Origin of the sequence: Pseudomonas sp. SG20052 (assembly GCF_031766055.1) — a bacterium.
In the GTDB taxonomy this organism is placed as follows: Bacteria; Pseudomonadota; Gammaproteobacteria; order Pseudomonadales; family Pseudomonadaceae; genus Aquipseudomonas; species Aquipseudomonas mandelii.
In genome coordinates, this window is record NZ_CP134498.1 from 4,423,818 (window position 1) to 4,442,211 (window position 18,394).

The 18,394-nt window shown below is 60.1% G+C and carries 13 protein-coding genes and 4 tRNA genes; 5 read left to right on the forward strand and 12 right to left on the reverse strand.

Going from position 1 to position 18,394, the window contains the following annotated elements:
- Window positions 1-5 precede the first annotated feature (5 nt).
- Complete coding sequence (leuC, locus tag RHP74_RS20320) at window positions 6-1,424, reverse strand: 3-isopropylmalate dehydratase large subunit (RefSeq protein WP_311096189.1); 1,419 nt, start codon at window positions 1,422-1,424, stop codon at window positions 6-8.
- Window positions 1,425-1,566: 142 nt separating this feature from the next.
- Here leuC and RHP74_RS20325 point away from each other — a divergent pair, with 142 nt between their 5' ends.
- Both RHP74_RS20325 and RHP74_RS20330 read left to right on the forward strand, forming a co-directional pair.
- Window positions 1,567-2,457, forward strand: coding sequence for a LysR family transcriptional regulator (locus RHP74_RS20325; protein ID WP_010456044.1), 891 nt, complete (start codon window positions 1,567-1,569; stop codon window positions 2,455-2,457).
- Between the two features lie 66 nt (window positions 2,458-2,523).
- Window positions 2,524-5,802, forward strand: coding sequence for a PAS domain S-box protein (locus RHP74_RS20330; protein ID WP_311096190.1), 3,279 nt, complete (start codon window positions 2,524-2,526; stop codon window positions 5,800-5,802).
- Between the two features lie 50 nt (window positions 5,803-5,852).
- Here RHP74_RS20330 and RHP74_RS20335 read toward each other — a convergent pair whose 3' ends face one another.
- The 10 genes from RHP74_RS20335 to gltX all read right to left on the reverse strand — a co-directional run bounded on the left by RHP74_RS20335 (window position 5,853) and on the right by gltX (window position 11,821).
- On the reverse strand, window positions 5,853-6,296 hold the full coding sequence (locus tag RHP74_RS20335) for an Hsp20 family protein (RefSeq protein WP_311096191.1): 444 nt from the start codon (window positions 6,294-6,296) through the stop codon (window positions 5,853-5,855).
- Between the two features lie 132 nt (window positions 6,297-6,428).
- Window positions 6,429-7,388: a tRNA-dihydrouridine synthase gene (locus tag RHP74_RS20340; protein ID WP_172791357.1), complete on the reverse strand. Its 960-nt coding sequence runs from the start codon at window positions 7,386-7,388 to the stop codon at window positions 6,429-6,431.
- A 172-nt stretch (window positions 7,389-7,560) separates the two neighbouring features.
- The gene (locus tag RHP74_RS20345; RefSeq protein WP_311096192.1) at window positions 7,561-7,998 is read right to left on the reverse strand and encodes a thioesterase family protein; all 438 of its coding nucleotides are present in this window, start codon (window positions 7,996-7,998) and stop codon (window positions 7,561-7,563) included.
- Window positions 7,999-8,046: 48 nt separating this feature from the next.
- The gene (locus RHP74_RS20350) at window positions 8,047-8,880 is read right to left on the reverse strand and encodes an alpha/beta fold hydrolase (protein ID WP_010456049.1); all 834 of its coding nucleotides are present in this window, start codon (window positions 8,878-8,880) and stop codon (window positions 8,047-8,049) included.
- Window positions 8,881-8,911: 31 nt separating this feature from the next.
- A complete protein-coding gene (locus RHP74_RS20355; protein ID WP_008151286.1) occupies window positions 8,912-9,451 on the reverse strand; it encodes a TetR/AcrR family transcriptional regulator in 540 nt (179 codons plus the stop codon).
- 183 nt (window positions 9,452-9,634) lie between these two features.
- A tRNA-Glu gene (locus tag RHP74_RS20360) sits at window positions 9,635-9,710 on the reverse strand.
- Window positions 9,711-9,790: 80 nt separating this feature from the next.
- Window positions 9,791-9,866, reverse strand: a tRNA-Ala gene (locus tag RHP74_RS20365).
- A gap of 53 nt (window positions 9,867-9,919) precedes the next feature.
- A tRNA-Glu gene (locus tag RHP74_RS20370) sits at window positions 9,920-9,995 on the reverse strand.
- Window positions 9,996-10,074: 79 nt separating this feature from the next.
- Window positions 10,075-10,150: transfer RNA gene (locus RHP74_RS20375), tRNA-Ala, on the reverse strand.
- Window positions 10,151-10,339: 189 nt separating this feature from the next.
- Complete coding sequence (gltX, locus tag RHP74_RS20380) at window positions 10,340-11,821, reverse strand: glutamate--tRNA ligase (protein WP_008037650.1); 1,482 nt, start codon at window positions 11,819-11,821, stop codon at window positions 10,340-10,342.
- 220 nt (window positions 11,822-12,041) lie between these two features.
- Between gltX and RHP74_RS20385 the strand changes: the two genes are divergently transcribed.
- Window positions 12,042-13,091, forward strand: a complete 1,050-nt coding sequence (locus RHP74_RS20385; RefSeq protein ID WP_010456052.1) for an HlyD family secretion protein — start codon at window positions 12,042-12,044, stop codon at window positions 13,089-13,091.
- 49 nt (window positions 13,092-13,140) lie between these two features.
- A complete protein-coding gene (locus RHP74_RS20390; RefSeq protein WP_311100519.1) occupies window positions 13,141-14,631 on the forward strand; it encodes an MDR family MFS transporter in 1,491 nt (496 codons plus the stop codon).
- Window positions 14,632-14,778: 147 nt separating this feature from the next.
- Here the strand turns inward: RHP74_RS20390 and uvrB are convergent, their stop codons facing one another.
- A complete protein-coding gene (uvrB, locus tag RHP74_RS20395; RefSeq protein WP_010456056.1) occupies window positions 14,779-16,794 on the reverse strand; it encodes an excinuclease ABC subunit UvrB in 2,016 nt (671 codons plus the stop codon).
- A 335-nt stretch (window positions 16,795-17,129) separates the two neighbouring features.
- Here uvrB and RHP74_RS20400 point away from each other — a divergent pair, with 335 nt between their 5' ends.
- Window positions 17,130-18,326 carry an amino acid aminotransferase gene (locus tag RHP74_RS20400; RefSeq protein ID WP_010456058.1) on the forward strand — a complete coding sequence of 399 codons (1,197 nt, stop codon included), beginning with the start codon at window positions 17,130-17,132 and terminating at the stop codon, window positions 18,324-18,326.
- Window positions 18,327-18,394: the final 68 nt, after the last annotated feature.

Here is an 18,394-nt window from a genome sequence, read left to right on the forward strand (position 1 = left end):
CTCCTTTAGATCAATTCACGGACGTCGACGAAACGACCATTCACCGCGGCGGCGGCGGCCATGGCCGGGCTCACGAGGTGGGTACGGCCACCGGCGCCCTGACGGCCTTCGAAATTGCGGTTGGAGGTCGAGGCGCAATGCTCGCCCGACTCCAAACGGTCCGGGTTCATCGCCAGGCACATCGAGCAACCCGGCTCACGCCATTCGAAACCGGCGTCGAGGAAAATCTTGTCCAGGCCTTCCGATTCAGCCTGGGCCTTCACCAGACCCGAGCCCGGCACCACGATGGCCTGCTTGATGGTCGAAGCGACTTTGCGACCTTTGGCGATCACGGCGGCAGCACGCAAATCTTCGATCCGCGAGTTGGTGCAGGAACCGATGAACACGCGGTCCAGCTGAATGTCGGTAATTGCCTGATTGGCAGTCAAACCCATGTATTTCAAGGCGCGTTCGATGGAGCCGCGCTTGACCAGGTCCATTTCCTTCGCAGGGTCCGGCACGTTCTGATCCACGGCCAACACCATCTCGGGCGAAGTGCCCCAGCTGACTTGTGGCTTGATCTGGGTGGCGTCGAGCTCGACGACGGTGTCGAACGTGGCGTCTTCATCAGTCACCAGGTCTTTCCACGCTTCGACGGCTAAGTCCCATTCCGCGCCTTTCGGAGCGAATGGACGGCCCTTCACGTAGGCGACGGTTTTTTCGTCAGCGGCGACCAGTCCTACGCGAGCGCCAGCCTCGATGGACATGTTGCAAATGGTCATGCGGCCTTCGACCGACAGATCACGAATCGCACTACCGGCGAACTCGATGGCATGGCCGTTACCGCCGGCAGTGCCGATCTTGCCAATGACCGCGAGAACGATGTCCTTGGCGGTCACGCCGAACGGCAATTCCCCTTCGACCGACACCCGCATATTCTTCATTTTCTTGGCGACCAGGCACTGGGTGGCGAGCACGTGCTCGACCTCGGACGTGCCGATACCGTGTGCCAACGCGCCAAACGCGCCGTGGGTCGAGGTGTGGGAGTCGCCGCAAACAACGGTCATGCCCGGCAAGGTTGCGCCCTGTTCCGGGCCGATGACGTGGACGATGCCTTGGCGCACGTCGTTCATCTTGAACTCGACGATGCCGTATTCGTCACAGTTGTCATCGAGGGTCTGGACCTGCAAACGCGAGACCTGGTCGGCAATGGCTTCGATGCCGCCCTTGCGTTCCGGGGTGGTCGGTACGTTGTGGTCCGGGGTCGCGATGTTGGCATCGATGCGCCAAGGCTTGCGCCCGGCCAGACGCAGGCCTTCAAAGGCTTGCGGCGAGGTCACTTCGTGAATGATGTGACGATCGATGTAGATCAAGGCAGAGCCATCGTCGCGCTGCTTGACCAAATGCGAATCCCAGAGCTTGTCGTAGAGCGTTTTGCCGGCCATCAGACGGTTTCCTCATCAGCTTGTTTCTATGCCCCGGGCCGTTTGTATAACCCTTTGGCTTGTGAGGTCGATCCTAGGGGGTTACATTAAATAACTCAAATTCATATTTTTCATGCTTTGGATAACCAACTGGAATACCGCAATGGACCTGGCCAATCTTAATGCTTTCATCGCCATTGCCGAGACCGGAAGCTTCTCCGGCGCGGGAGAACGGCTGCACCTGACGCAACCGGCGATCAGCAAGCGCATCGCCGGGCTGGAGCAGCAATTGAAGGTGCGGCTTTTCGATCGACTGGGTCGTGAAGTCGGCCTGACCGAGGCCGGTCGCGCCCTGTTGCCGCGGGCCTACCAGATTCTCAATGTGCTGGACGACACCCGCCGCGCCTTGACCAACCTGACCGGCGAAGTGACCGGGCGCCTGACGCTGGCCACCAGTCACCACATTGGCTTGCACCGCTTACCGCCCTTATTAAGGGAGTTCACCCGACGCTACCCACAAGTGGCGCTGGATATTCAGTTTCTCGATTCGGAAGTGGCCTACGAGGAAATCCTCCATGGCCGCGCGGAACTGGCGGTGATCACCCTCGCCCCGGAACCTCATACCTTGGTCAAAGCCACGCCGGTGTGGGACGACCCTCTGGATTTCGTGGTCGCCCCGGAGCACTCGCTGATCAGCAACGGCCCAGTCAGCCTGGCGGACATTGCCCTGCATCCGGCGGTGTTTCCCGGCGGCAACACGTTCACCCATCACATTGTCCAGCGCCTGTTCGAGGCTCAGGGACTGACGCCGAACATCGCCATGAGCACCAATTATCTGGAAACCATCAAGATGATGGTCTCGATCGGCCTGGCCTGGAGCGTTTTGCCGCGAACGATGCTCGACGATCAAGTTGCGCGAATACCTTTGCCGGGCATACAACTGACTCGCCAGCTAGGCTATATCCTGCACACCGAACGGACGCTGTCGAATGCGGCACGGGCCTTCATGGCCTTGCTGGATGCACAAATCGATCTGCCAGGGATTCAAGGCTAACGTGTGCTACTGCCATAGAGCCGCGAACCCCTGCGCCTAACGCCCAATTCAGCCCAAGGCCTGCCAATGCCGAAATCTGTTGACCGTATTCCGCCGATGCCACGTATACAGGCGCTTGACCCGAAACGGTCCGAGCAGAGCTGGGAAAGCGCACCACAGTTGCTGGCCGCCCTCAACGGCGCGCGCTTGGGCGCCTGGTATTGGGACATCGAGCGCGGACAGATCAGCTGGTCGCGGGGCACCCAGGCGTTGTTCGGCTTCGATCCCCGACAGCCGTTGCCGACCGATCTGGAATACCTCGACCTGCTGCCTCCGGAGGATCGGGCAAAAACCATTCGCGCCTTTCATGCCGTGATCGCCGGCGCCCCGCTGGAGCAGGCGATGCACCACCGCATCCGCTGGCCCGACGGCAGCCTGCACTGGTTGGAGATCAACGGCAGCTTGCTGCCGGACAAAGACGGTCGGCCACGGATGATTGGGGTCATTCGCGAAATCACCCATCAGCGCCAGCGCGAACAGGCCCTGAGCAGCTCGGAAAAACGCTTTGCCACGCTGTTTCACCTGTGCCCGAACATGGTGCTGCTGACCCGCCAGGAAGATGGCCTGATTACCGAAGCCAATCAGTATTTCGAAAGCCTCTTCGGCTGGCCGGTGCAGGACGCCATTGGCCGAACCACCGTCGAACTGGGCCTCTGGGTGCACCCGGAACAACGGGACGTGCTGGTCAAGGCGACCAAGGCCAAGGGCGAACTGACCAGCATGGAGGTGCAGTTTCGCGCCAGCAATGGCCAGATCCACGACGGCATCCTCAGCGCACAGAAAGTCGAACTCGAAGGCCAGCCCTACCTGCTGAGCACTTTCCTCGACACCACGGAACGCAAGGCCGCCGAACTCGCGCTGAAAGACAGCCAGGAACGCCTCGACCTGGCCCTGGATTCGGCGCAACTCGGCACCTGGGACTGGCACATTCCCAGCGGCATGCTGTACGGCTCGGCGCGGGCCGCGCAGTTGCACGGGCTGGAGGCCATACCTTTCCATGAGTCCTTCGACGCGTTTTTCGAAGGTGTGCCCGACGAAGAACGCGGCAGCATGCGCGACGCTTATCGCAGCCTGCGCGAAGGACCGGCCGGCAATTATCAGCTGACTTATCGCGTGCAGTTGCCGGACGGCAGTTCACGCTACCTGGAAAGTCGTGCCCGCCTCTACCGCGATGAAAACGGCACACCGCTGCGCATGGCCGGCACCTTGCTGGACATCACCGATCAAGTGGAGCGCGAACAACGGCTGGTGGCCTCCGAAGAGAAATTCGCCACGCTGTTTCAAGTCAGCCCGGACCCGATCTGCGTCACGCGCCAGGACACTGGCCAGTTCATCGAGATCAACTCCAGCTTTACCCAGACCTTCGGCTGGAGCGCCGCCGAAGTGATTGACCGCAGCGCCGACGAAATCGGCCTGTGGGACGCGTCAGCGAAAAGCCTGCAACGAATTGAACAAGTCATCCGCGAACAGGGGCTGAACAATGTCGCGATCATCGCCCAACACAAAGACGGGCAAGCCCTGACCTGCGTGATTTCCAGCCGGCAGATCAGCGTGGGCGACCAGCCGTGCATCGTCACGACCCTGCGCGACATTACCCAGCAACAGCGTTCCGAAGCGGCACTCAAGGCCAGCGAAGAGAAGTTTGCCAAGGCGTTTCACTCAAGCCCGGACGCGATCACCATCACCGAACGCGATACCGGGCGCTACCTGGAGGTCAACGATGGTTTTTGTCGCCTGACCGGTTACCGCGCCGACGAAGTGGTCGGCCGCACGGTGTATCAAGTCGGCATCTGGGCAGAAGAGAAACAGCGCTCGGCGCTGCTGGCCGAGTTGCAGCTTAAGGGCCGTGTGCATCACCAGGAAATGCTGGGCCGCAATAAGCGCGGCGAACTGCTGACTGTCGAAGTCTCGGTGGAGCCAATCACCCTCAACGAAACCGCATGCCTGTTGCTGACTGGCCGAGACGTCAGCCTGTTGAAAAATGCCGAAGCGCAGATTCGCCATCTGGCCTACCACGACCCGCTGACCAACCTGCCGAACCGCGCCCTGTTGATGGATCGCCTGAGCCAGCAGATCGCCCTGCTCAAGCGCCACAACCTGCGCGGTGCGCTGCTGTTCCTGGACCTCGATCATTTCAAGCACATCAACGATTCCCTGGGTCACCCGGTGGGCGACACGGTGCTGAAAATCATCACGGCTCGGCTTGAAGCCAGCGTGCGCATGGAAGACACCGTGGCACGCCTGGGTGGCGATGAATTTGTGGTGCTGCTCAGCGGCCTTGAGGGCTCGCGCAACGAAGTCAGCGCCCAGGTTCGGGAGTTGGCGGACACGTTGCGTGAACTGTTGTCGGAGCCGATGTTCCTCGACGGCCAGCGCCTGCAAGTGACACCGAGCATCGGCATCGCGCTGATCCCCGACCACGGCTCGACCCCGACCGACCTGCTCAAACGTGCCGACATTGCGCTTTACCGCGCCAAAGACTCGGGCCGCAACATGGCGCAGATGTATCACAACACCATGCAGAAGGCTGCCAGTGAACGCCTGCGCATGGAAACCGACTTGCGCCTGGCCCTTTCCCGGGGCGAGTTTCATGTGCATTACCAACCCCAGGTCGACGCTCGGGGCAACCGTATTGTCGGCGCCGAAGCGCTGGTGCGCTGGGACCACCCGGAACTCGGCCCGCAATCGCCCACCGAATTCATCAAGGTGCTGGAGGACAGCGGGCTGATTCTGGAAGTCGGCACGTGGATCATCGACGAAGCCTGTGGGGCCTTCAAAAAGCTGGTTGCCAAAGGCCTGGTGAACCCGCTCAGCTTCAGCCTGTGCGTGAACATCAGCCCGAGGCAATTTCGTCAAAACGACTTCGTCGAACGCATCGAATACAGCCTCAGCAGCCACGACCTGCCCTGCTCGTTGCTGAAACTGGAAATCACCGAAGGGATCGTCATCCAGAACCTGGAAGACACCATCAACAAAATGCGCCGCCTGAAAAAACTCGGCGTGAGCTTTGCCATGGACGACTTCGGCACCGGCTACTCCTCGCTGACCTACCTCAAGCGCCTGCCGGTCGACACGCTGAAAATCGATCAGTCGTTCATCCGCGATGCCACCACCGACCCCAACGACGCCGAAATCATCCGCGCCATCGTGGCCATGGCCCGCAGCCTGGAATTGAAAGTGATCGCCGAAGGGGTGGAAACGGCGGAGCAGCTGGAATTTTTGCAGGGGCTGGGGTGCCATTTTTATCAGGGGTATTTGCACAGTCGGCCGCTACCGGTGGAGGAGTTCCAGAAACTCCTCAAATAACGGGTACAAAAAAGGGCGCCGAATGGCGCCCTTCTCATTGCTCTGACTCGTTACTGCAGAGCGGGTTTTTGCGTCCCGTTGATCGGGATGCGTTTGGCTTTTGCCTCTTCCGGTATCACCCGCAACAGGTCGATGCTCAACAAACCGTTGCTCAGGCCGGCAGCCTTGATTTCGATATGGTCCGCCAGACGGAAGGACAGTTTGAAGGCGCGCTGAGCGATGCCTTGGTACAGATAGGTGACGTCTTCATTCGCGTCACGCTTGCCACCACTGATGGTCAGCACCCCTTTTTCCACTTGCAGATCCAGGTCTTCTTCCTGGAACCCGGCGGCCGCCACGACGATGCAGTATTGGTCATCACCGTGCTTTTCAACGTTATAAGGTGGGTAGGTGCTGCCTGGCTCGTTGCGCAGGGCGGTTTCGAACAAGTCATTGAAGCGGTCGAAGCCCACCGAGGAACGGAACAGGGGCGCCATCGAAAATGCAGTACTCATGATTCAAATCTCCCGAAAACAGATCAGCAAGTTTTTTTGTCTCCGCGACCCGAATTCGGCATCGCGTAATCCCTAGATAGGGATCGCCGATTGCTTTTCAAGGGATTATTTTCAGATTTTTTTGCGTTTTTTTCAGGCCGCTTCCGACACCTGGAGCCCCAACAAACGCGAGACTTGATCCAGTTCGGTCTCTCGACGCAACACGGTAAACAGCTCCACCGCCTCAGGATAATTGCGGGTCAACATCGCCAGCCATTGCTTCAAGCGACCCGGCGACTGGCGGGCAGTCATCTGCGCCTTGGCTTGCAGCCAGAAGTCCTGGATCAGTGGCAGCAACTCGGCCCACGTCATCTCGACCACTTCTTCACCGGCCCGCGCCGCCGCGATCTGCCGGGCCAGGTCCGGGCGCGACACCAGGCCGCGACCGAGCATGATGTCTTCCACGCCGCTGATTTCGCGGCAACGGCGCCAATCTTCAACGCTCCAGATGTCGCCATTGGCGAACACTGGAACCTTGACCACGTCCTGCACACGGGGGATCCATTCCCAATGCGCAGGCGGCTTGTAACCGTCGGTTTTGGTCCGCGCGTGCACCACGATGTGCGCCGCGCCGCCTTCGGCCAGCGCTGTTGCGCAGACCAGCGAACCGTCCGGGCTGTCGAAGCCCAGGCGCATTTTCGCGGTAACCGGAATGTGCGCCGGCACAGCGCGGCGGACGTGTTCAACGATTTGGTTGAGCAGTTCAGGTTCTTTCAGCAGGACGGCGCCGCCACGGGACTTGTTGACGGTCTTGGCCGGGCAGCCGAAGTTCAGGTCGATCACCTCGGAACCCAGCTCGCAGGCCAGCGCGGCGTTTTCAGCCAGACACACCGGATCGGAACCGAGCAACTGCACCCGCAGCGGCACGCCGGACGCGGTGCGGGCGCCGGTCAACAATTCCGGGCCGAACTTGTGGTAATAGGCAGGCGTGAGCAGTTGATCGTTGATCCGAATAAACTCGGTCACGCACCAATCGATACCGCCCACTCGGGTCAGCACGTCCCGCAGGATGTTGTCGACCAACCCCTCCATGGGCGCCAAAGCAATTTGCATGAAAAACACACTCAACGAAAAACGTGCGGCAGTTTACTGGATTCTCTGTCGAAAGACTTGCATCTGCCTCTGTGGCGAGGGAGCTTGCTCCCGTTAGAGTGCGTAGCACTCTCCATTGCAAGGGACCGCTTCGCGCTCCAGCGGGAGCAAGCTCCCTCGCCACAGGATCGCGTCAACCTGGAACTTGCAACGCCGGGCCGTAGCCTTCGATGAACTCGGCCGGCATGCGCTTGGGCTTGCCGGTGGACAGTTCGATGCAGACGAAAGTGGTTTGCGCGCGCAGCAACGTGGTGTTATCGCTGGGGCGCTTCAACTGGAAGTGGCGGGTCATTTTCAGGCGCTGATCCCAATCGACAATCCAGGTCGCCAATTGCAACTCATCGCCCTCATAGGCGGCGGCCAGGTAATCGATCTCGTGCCGCACCACCGCCATCGCCCGATCCAGCCGACGATACTCGACCAGGTCCAGCCCCAGCAGCTGCGAGTGGCGCCAGGCGCAGCGTTCGAGCCAGGTCACGTACACCGCGTTGTTCGCGTGCCCCAGCCCGTCGATGTCCTCGGCGCCGACTTCCAGATCAATGATAAATGGCGTTGCCCGATCCCAGCCCATGCCCCACTCCCGGTCAGATGATGTCGACCGGGGCAGTGTAACGGATGCTCAGGCCGATTGGCGCGATTGCAGGCTGCGGCCAGCCAGCAGTGATAACACGCCATCAATCACCCGAGGATCGGCCAGCACGCGTTGATGCCCGCCCTCCTCCAGGCGTAACAGCCGGCTGTCGAACCACGCCTCATTGATCAACTGGGACTCCTTGACCGGAACAAAACAATCATCTTCGGCGTGGACGATCAGCCCCGGCATGTCGAGCTGATAGTGCGCAACATCCAGCGTTGCAGCGCGCATGCCGACGTCTTTCTCGACCTGGCGAATAAACGCCGAACGCGCTTTGGGCGGCAGCCGCACGTAACGGGCAAAACCGCGCAACACCCCGAGAATCCGCGCCGGTGCGGCGATGGTGACCAGGGTTTCGGTGCGCAAACCCAACTGCACGGCGAGCATCGCACTGGCGCCGCCCATGGAGTGGCCAATGACGGCTCGCAGCGGCGGCAACTCGGCGGCCGCTTCGAGCATGGCCCGGGCAAACAGCACCACGTTGGCTTCACTGCCCGGTGAGCGACCATGAGCAGGACCGTCGAGCGCTACGACGGTGTAGCCAGCATCGACCAGCGCCGTGATGAGACTCGCAAACTGTGTCGGCCGCCCTTCCCAACCGTGCATCAGCAACACGGCCGGACCTTGCCCCCAGCGCAGCGCCGAGAGGCCGAAGCGCAAGGTGATCCGTTCGGATTTCGCCAGCAGCGGCAATTCCCAATCACGCGGCGGAAGCTCTCGCGGCGTCATGAACGCCAGTCGCATTTTGCTCGCGACCAGTTTCGGTGCAAACCAGCCCAAGGTGCCATTAACGCCACGAACCCACTTCAACGTGCTCATCGCTCTCACTCCTCAGGCCAATGCCTTCAGGTCATAGCACCGCCGACTTGGCGGCGCGCAGCAATCGATCGGACAACTCTCCTGGCCCCAGCGCCCTAGCCAGAGCCAGACCCCCGACCATCAAAGCCATGTCGGCCAGGGCTTTGTCGGTGTCTTCCGGGCTGGCCGCCAACTGCGCGACCATCATTTCCACATGCTCATTCAGCGCCACGCGAAACGCGTCCGGCAGGCGACCCAACTCACCGACAGACGCCGGGATCGGGCACGCGGAATCCGAGGAATCACGGTGTTTGCGCGACAGGTAAAACGCAGCCACCAACGCGCGACGCTCTTCGCCGGTCAATTCGGCGTCCATGTCGGCGATCAAGCCACGGCGGTGACCGAGCAGTTGCTTGAATGCTTCCAGCATCATGGCGTCCTTGCTTTCGAAGTGCGCATAGAAGCCGCCAACCGTCAGGCCGGCTGCGCCCATCACTTCGCCCACGCTCGGTTCGGCCGGGCCGCGCTGAATCAGCGCTGCGCTGGCGGCCTTGAGAATGCGTTCGCGGGTTTGAGCTTTTTTATCGTTCATCGTTGCCTCCGAATATTACGACTAGAATATTATTCTCATAATAATTTTCCGCAAGTCGTGGATGTGACCGCTGGTCTGAAGAACAGTTTGAAAGAAATGGGGGATTTGGCCAAACGCCAGACAAACAAAAGGGCCATTCAATAATTGAATGACCCTTATAAAATCCCGCAGAGCGGGTAATCGTGGCGTCCCCTAGGGGACTCGAACCCCTGTTACCGCCGTGAAAGGGCGGTGTCCTAGGCCACTAGACGAAGGGGACGCAAAACCTTCTATACAACTGATCAGTGCTGAGAGCTGATCGATTCAAGGCCGGTGTGGCCAGACCTTGAACTGTAAAATTGGTGGAGCTAAGCGGGATCGAACCGCTGACCTCCTGCATGCCATGCAGGCGCTCTCCCAGCTGAGCTATAGCCCCGGATTTTTCGCCTCGCGGCGGAGCGACATCTTGCAACATCGCTTCTGTAAAACTGGCGTCCCCTAGGGGACTCGAACCCCTGTTACCGCCGTGAAAGGGCGGTGTCCTAGGCCACTAGACGAAGGGGACGCAAACCCTTCTATACAACAGATCAACGCTGAGTGTTGATCGCTTCAAGGCCGGTGTGGCCAGACCTTGAAGTGTAAATTGGTGGAGCTAGACGGGATCGAACCGTCGACCTCTTGCATGCCATGCAAGCGCTCTCCCAGCTGAGCTATAGCCCCTCATCGCTGAGGACGGGGCGAATCTTAATGGCGCTTCGGAAAGCTGTCAAACTTATTTTTAACAATTTTCAAAATTTTTTGTCGCCATAACAATCACTTACCGCCCTCCCCCCGGAAAAACGGGGGTGGCGCCGAAGATCACGATCAAATGATCGCCACCTCCGGCAGCCCCTACGAGGTCAAACGTCCTCAGGCGATGTTGCCCAGGAGTTTTTCCCACTCCTTGTTTTCCTTCTTCGACACGCCGCCCAGCAGGTCGATGGCCTGGCGCAGACGGAAACGGGTCAGGTCCGGGCCAAGGATTTCCATCGCATCAAGCACCGACACCGAACTGGCCTGGCCAGTGATCGCGGCGAACATCAGCGGCATGGCGTCACGCAGCTTCAGCTCCAGGGATTCGACCACCGCCTGAATCGTTGCGGTGATGCTGTCCTTCTCCCACTGACGCAGGCTTTCCAGCTTCCACAGAATCAGCTGCATCAACTGACGAACCTGGTCGCCCGAGAGCTTCTTCGATTCGAACAGCTTGGCATCCGGGTTCACGCCACCGGCGAAGAAAAAGCCGGCCAGCGGTGCAACCTGGCTGAAGGTCTCGACGCGACCCTGCACGTGCGGCGCGATCTTCATCATGTATTCCGGGTTCAGCGCCCAGGTTTGCAGGCGCGAAGCGAACTCTTCCACCGGCAAGTCACGCAGCCATTGGCCGTTGAGCCACGACAGCTTCTCGATGTCGAAAATCGGCCCGCCGAGGGACACGCGGCTCAGGTCGAAATTGTCGACCATTTCCTGCAGCGAGAATTTTTCGCGCTCGTCCGGCATCGACCAGCCCATGCGGCCGAGGTAGTTGAGCATCGCTTCCGGCATGAAGCCCATGCGCTCGTAGAACGTCACCGAGGTCGGGTTCTTGCGCTTGGACAGCTTGCTCTTGTCCGGGTTACGCAGCAGCGGCATGTAGCACAGCTCCGGTTGTTCCCAGCCGAAGTATTCATAAAGCAGGATCAGCTTCGGCGCCGATGGCAGCCACTCTTCACCGCGCAGAACGTGGGTAATGCCCATCAAGTGGTCGTCGACCACGTTGGCCAGGAAGTACGTCGGCAGGCCGTCAGTCTTCATCAACACTTGCATGTCCATGCGATCCCACGGGATCTCGACGTCGCCACGCAGCATGTCCGGTACCACGCAAACGCCTTCGCTCGGCACTTTCATGCGGATCACATGAGGCTCGCCAGCGGCCAGGCGCCGGGCGACTTCTTCTTTCGAGAGCAACAGCGCACGGCCGTCGTAACGCGGGGTTTCGCCACGGGCCATTTGTTCGGCGCGCATCTGGTCCAGCTCTTCGGCGGTGCAGAAGCACGGGAAGGCGTGGCCCATCTCGACCAACTGCTGGCAGTACTTCTGATAGATGTCGCCGCGTTCGCTTTGACGATACGGACCGTGCGGGCCGCCAACGTCCGGACCTTCGCTCCAGTCGATGCCCAACCAGCGCAAGGCGTCGAAAATCTGCTGTTCGGACTCCCGGGTCGAGCGCAACTGGTCGGTGTCTTCGATCCGCAGGATGAACTCACCGCCATGCTGCTTGGCAAAGCAGTAGTTGAACAAAGCGATGTAAGCGGTACCTACGTGGGGGTCCCCGGTAGGCGATGGCGCGATGCGCGTGCGGACGGTGGTCATGGCAAGTCTCGAAATGAAGATAAAACAAAGGGCGAATGGTAACAGGCGATACCCGCCCGGCTCCAGTCAGCAGGGCATTTAAGCCAAGGTTGCGTCTACAACGGGCCTGAGCCGAGATGAATGACGGATTATCAGCCGATGGCATTTACCCACTATCGACTGTATGCAAGATTCACCTGCTGATAACTTTCCTTACAATTTCTCGACTACAGTCTGCCCCATGCCTGCCCAACTCAAGCGACGCCTGTTTATTTTCCTGCTGATCGTCCTGCTGATTGCCGGGGGCTTCTTCGCCCAATGGTTCTTCAAGGGGCGGTTTTATGAAAGCACCGACAACGCCTATGTCCAGGGCGAGATCACCCGTGTCTCAAGCCAATTGGGCGCGCGCATCGATCAGGTGCTGGTGCAGGACAATCAGCACGTTGAGAAAGGCCAGTTGCTGATCAAGCTCGAAGGCGATGACTTCCACCTCGCCGTCGACCGCGCCAATGCCACCCTCGCTACCCGACAAGCCGAACGTTTGCAGGCGCAAAGCAAACTGACCCAGCAAGCCAGCCTGATCGCCGCCAGCGAGGCGCAAGTCGCCTCCAGCCAGGCCAGCCTTGGGCGTTCGCAGATCGACTTGTCCCGCGCGCAAACCCTGCGCAAACCCGGCTACGTCTCGGAGGAACGGGTGACCACCCTCTCCGCCGACAACCACATCGCCCGTTCGCAAGTGACCAAGGCCCAGGCCGACGCACAAAGCCAACGCCAGCAAGTCAATTCCTTGAGCGCCGAGATCAAGCGCCTCGACGCGATGATCGCCAATGCCAAAACCGACCTCGCCCAGGCCGAACTTAACCTGACCCGCAGCGAAATCCACGCGCCGATCAGCGGCCTGATCGGCCAGCGCGCGGCTCGACAAGGCCAATACGTGCAGGCCGGCGCTTATCTGCTGTCGATCGTCCCGGACCAGGACATCTGGATTCAGGCCAACTTCAAGGAAACCCAGATCGGCCACATGCAGCCCGGCCAGAAAGCCACGCTGACCTTCGACGCCTACAGCGACACACCGATAGACGCACGGGTCGACAGCCTGTTCGCCGCCTCGGGCGCACAGTTCAGCCTGTTGCCGCCGGACAATGCCACGGGCAATTTCACCAAAGTCGTACAACGGATCCCGGTAAAACTGACGTTCGCTGCGGACAATCCACTGCACGGCAAGATTCGCCCAGGGATGTCGGTCACCGCCAAAGTGAACATCAAAGACGCCCCTGACGATGGCCGGTGATCAACTGATCCGCCCGGCCGGCGAACCGACCCGGCGGGACTGGATTGCGGTGATGAGCGTGATGCTCGGCGCCTTCATGGCCGTGCTGGATATCCAGATCACCAACTCGTCGCTCAAGGACATTCAGGGCGCGCTGTCGGCGACCCTGGAAGAAGGCTCGTGGATTTCCACGTCCTATCTGGTGGCGGAAATCATCATGATCCCGCTGACCGCGTGGCTGGTGCAGCTGCTGTCGGCGCGACGCCTGGCAGTCTGGGTGTCATTGGGATTTCTCGCCGCCTCCCTGCTCTGCTCCATGGCCTGGAGCCTGGAGAGCATGATCATCTTTCGAGCGTTACAGGGATTCACCGGCGGTGCCCTGATCCCGCTGGCCTTCACCCTCACCCTGATCAAACTCCCGGAACACCACCGCGCCAAAGGCATGGCCATGTTCGCCATGACCGCGACGTTCGCGCCCTCCATTGGCCCAACCCTTGGCGGCTGGCTGACGGAAAACTGGGGCTGGGAGTACATTTTCTACATCAACATACCGCCCGGCCTGATCATGATCGCCGGCCTGATGTACGGCCTTGAGAAGAAAGAGGCGCACTGGGAACTGCTCAAAAGCACCGACTACTTGGGCATCCTCACGCTCGGCGTCGGCCTCGGCTGTTTGCAGGTGTTTCTGGAAGAAGGCCATCGCAAGGACTGGCTGGAATCGAACCTGATCGTGACCCTGGGCAGCATCGCGTTGGTGAGCCTGATCACTTTTGTAATCGTGCAGTTTTCCAAGCCCAATCCGCTGATCAACCTCGGCATTCTGGGTAATCGCAACTTCGGTTTGTCGAGTATTTCCAGCCTAGGAATGGGCGTCGGCTTGTACGGCTCGATCTTCCTGTTACCGCTGTACCTGGCGCAGATCCAGAACTACAACGCCCTGCAGATCGGCGAAGTGATCATGTGGATGGGGGTGCCGCAGCTGTTTCTGATTCCGCTGGTGCCCAAGCTGATGAAATACGTGTCGCCCAAATGGCTGTGCGCAATAGGCTTCGGGCTGTTCGGGTTGGCGAGCTTTTCGTCGGGGGTGCTGAACCCGGACTTTGCCGGGCCGCAGTTCAATCAGATCCAGATCATCCGGGCGCTGGGCCAGCCGCTGATCATGGTGACCATCTCGCTGATCGCCACCGCTTACATCCTGCCGCAGGACGCGGGATCGGCGTCGAGCCTGTTCAATATCCTGCGCAACCTCGGCGGCGCGATTGGCATCGCCCTCCTCGCGACCTTGCTGGACGCGCGAACCAAGACCTACTTTGATTACTTGCGTGAATCCATCGTGCCGAGCAATCCGCAGGTGGCGGAGCGAATGGCGTCGATGACGGACCGGTTCGGCAGTGAGACGGCAGCGCTGGGCAAGCTGAGCGAGATTGCGCATCAGCAGGCGTCGATCATGGCGTACAACGATGCGTTTCACTTTGTCGGGATTGCGCTGGGGATCAGCATGATTGCGGTGTTGTTGACCAAAGCGTTGCCGGTGGGGCTCAAGGCTGGCGAGGCGCACTAACCCCGATTGCGGTGGTGACCTTTCGGACGCCTTCGCGGGCGAGCCTCGCTCCTACAAGGTTTGTGGCGCGCCAGCGAGATGTGAACGGCACAAAATCAGAAGGCGCGAGGCTCGTCCGCGAAGGTGCATGCACATTCACCGCAAATCTCAGACAGTAATCAATCGATCCCGCAGCTTGCCAATCTCATCGCGCATCTGCGCCGCCGCTTCAAACTCCAGATCCCGCGCCAACGCGTACATCTTCTCTTCCAGCGCTTTGATGCGCTTGGCGATCTCGCCCGGCGAGCGCAATTCGGCTTCGTACTTGGCGCTCTCTTCGGCGGCCTTGGCCATGCCTTTGCGCTTCTTGCTGCGCGAACCGGGCACGGTGGCGCCTTCCATGATGTCGGCCACGTCCTTGAACACACCCTTCGGCGTGATGCCATTGGCGAGGTTGAAGGCGATCTGCTTGTCGCGACGCCGTTCGGTCTCGCCGATCGCCCGCTCCATGGAACCGGTGATGCGATCCGCATACAGAATCGCCCGGCCATTGAGGTTACGCGCGGCCCGGCCGATGGTCTGGATCAACGAACGCTCGGAACGCAGGAAACCTTCCTTGTCTGCATCGAGAATCGCCACCAGCGACACTTCCGGCATGTCCAGGCCTTCACGCAGCAGGTTGATCCCCACCAGCACATCGAACGTGCCCAGACGCAGATCGCGGATGATTTCGACCCGCTCCACGGTGTCGATGTCCGAGTGCAGGTAACGCACCCGCACGCCATGGTCGGCCAGGTAATCGGTCAAGTCTTCAGACATGCGCTTGGTCAGCGTAGTCACCAGCACCCGCTCTTCCAGCGCCACACGTTTACCGATTTCCGAGAGCAGATCGTCAACCTGGGTCAACGCCGGGCGGATTTCGATCTGCGGGTCCACCAGGCCGGTTGGGCGAACCAGTTGTTCGACCACGCGACCGGCATGTTCCGCTTCGTAATTGCCGGGCGTGGCCGAGACGAAAATCGTCTGCGGGCTGATGCTTTCAAATTCGTCGAAACGCATCGGCCGGTTATCCAGCGCTGACGGCAAGCGGAAGCCGTATTCCACCAGCGTCTCTTTACGGGAACGGTCGCCCTTATACATGGCGCCGACCTGCGGCACGCTGACGTGGGATTCGTCGATCACCAGCAAGGCGTCGGCCGGCAGGTAGTCGAAGAGGGTCGGTGGCGCCTGGCCGGATTCACGGCCCGATAGGTAGCGCGAGTAGTTTTCGATACCGTTGCAGTAACCCAGTTCGAGGATCATCTCCAGGTCGAAACGGGTGCGCTGCTCCAGGCGCTGGGCTTCCACCAGTTTGTTGTTGGTGCGCAGGTAATCCAGGCGCTCCTGCAATTCGACCTTGATCCCTTCGACAGCACCCAGCAGGGTTTCCCGTGGCGTCACGTAGTGGCTTTTCGGGTAGAAAGTGAATCGCGGCAACTTGCGGATTACTTCGCCGGTCAGCGGATCGAAAGCCGACAGGCTCTCGACTTCGTCATCGAACAGCTCGATGCGGATCGCTTCGAAGTCGGATTCCGCCGGGTGGATATCAATCACATCGCCGCGCACCCGGAAGGTCGCCCGGGCGAACTCCATGTCATTGCGGGTGTATTGCAAGTCTGCCAGGCGACGCAGCAACGCACGTTGATCGAGCTTGTCGCCGCGATCCACGTGCAGCACCATTTTCAAATAGGTTTCCGGACTGCCCAAACCGTAGATGCACGACACCGTGGTGACGATGATCGCGTCCTTGCGTTCCAGCAGCGCCTTGGTCGCGGACAGCCGCATCTGCTCGATGTGGTCGTTGATCGAGGCGTCTTTCTCGATGAAGGTGTCCGATGACGGCACATAGGCTTCTGGCTGGTAGTAGTCGTAGTAGGAAACGAAGTACTCGACGGCATTGTTCGGGAAGAACGCCTTGAACTCACCATACAACTGCGCGGCCAGGGTCTTGTTCGGCGCCAGCACCAAGGTCGGACGCTGTACCTGGGCGATCACGTTGGCGATGCTGAAGGTCTTGCCCGAGCCGGTCACACCAAGCAACGTCTGGTGCGCCAGCCCGGCTTCGATGCCCTCGACCATCAGGCGGATGGCTTCCGGCTGATCGCCGGCGGGCTCGAAGCGGGTGACTAGCTGGAATTCAGACATGTATACCTCTGATATCGCGCCAGCGCGGTCAAACCGGCAGCAACGAGAAAGACCGCAAACGACTCACGCCGCCCGAAAAAAAACAGGATTGTGCTCAATGTGGAGCCGATTGCCTGCGCTTTCAAGGCAAACGTCCTACATCCCTTGAAGTCTTTGATGCCGGCATTCGACTAACGGTCGAAAAATAATCGAAAAAACTTACCTGAAAAGCTGATTCGTCTGTCGCCATCAATCGCAGATGGCCTCTATACTAGCTCCCCGTTTGTGCACCGCTCTAGTGCATTCGGCTGGAGCGCGACACGTCCCTCCACACTCCATTCAGAGCCGCCGCAAAAATGAGCCTGTTCTCCGCTGTCGAAATGGCACCACGCGATCCAATCCTGGGCCTCAACGAAGCATTCAACGCCGATACCCGTACCAACAAGGTCAACCTGGGAGTCGGTGTTTACTGCAACGAGGAGGGGAAAATTCCACTCCTGCGCGCCGTTGTCGAAGCCGAGACGATTCGCGTCGCTCAACACGCTTCCCGTGGCTACTTGCCAATCGACGGTATCGCCGCCTACGACCAGGCAGTGCAGAAACTGCTGTTCGGCAATGACTCGCCACTGATCGCCGCTGGCCGCGTCATCACCACCCAGGCTGTTGGCGGCACGGGCGCCCTGAAAATCGGCGCCGACTTCCTCAAGCAACTGCTGCCGAACGCCGTTGTGGCGATCAGCGACCCGAGCTGGGAAAACCACCGCGCCCTGTTCGAAACCGCCGGTTTCCCGGTGCAGAACTACCGTTACTACGACGCCGCGACCCATGACGTTAATCGTACCGGTCTGCTTGAAGACCTGAACGCCTTGCCTTCCGGCTCGATCGTTGTGCTGCACGCCTGCTGCCACAACCCGACCGGCGTGGACCTGAGCCCGGCGGACTGGAAAAACGTCCTGGACGTGGTGAAAGCCAAAGGTCACGTGCCGTTCCTCGACATGGCCTACCAGGGTTTTGGCGATGGCATCGACGAAGATGCCGCTGCCGTGCGCCTGTTTGCTGAATCGGGCCTGACCTTCTTCGTCTCCAGCTCGTTCTCCAAATCCTTCTCGCTGTACGGCGAGCGCGTTGGCGCCCTGTCGATCGTCAGCGAATCGAAAGAAGAAAGCGCGCGCGTGCTGTCGCAAGTCAAACGCGTGATCCGCACCAACTACTCCAACCCGCCGACCCACGGTGCCAGCATCGTCGCCGCGGTCCTGAACAGCCCGAAACTGCGCGCCCAGTGGGAAGAAGAACTGGCCGAAATGCGCCTGCGGATTCGTGGCATGCGCACCCAGATGGTCGACCTGCTGGCGAAAAACGCGCCACAGCGTGATTTCAGCTTCGTCGGTCGTCAGCGCGGCATGTTCTCCTACTCCGGCCTGACGGTTGAGCAAGTCACCCGCCTGCGCAGCGAGTTCGGCATCTACGCCCTGGACACCGGCCGCATCTGTGTGGCGGCGTTGAATCAGAGCAACATTGATGCAGTGACCAAGGCCATCGTTGCGGTGATCTGAGTCTCGCGCAGTACGGAAAACGGGAAGCCTTGGGGCTTCCCGTTTTTTATTCGTCGCAGATAAGTGTC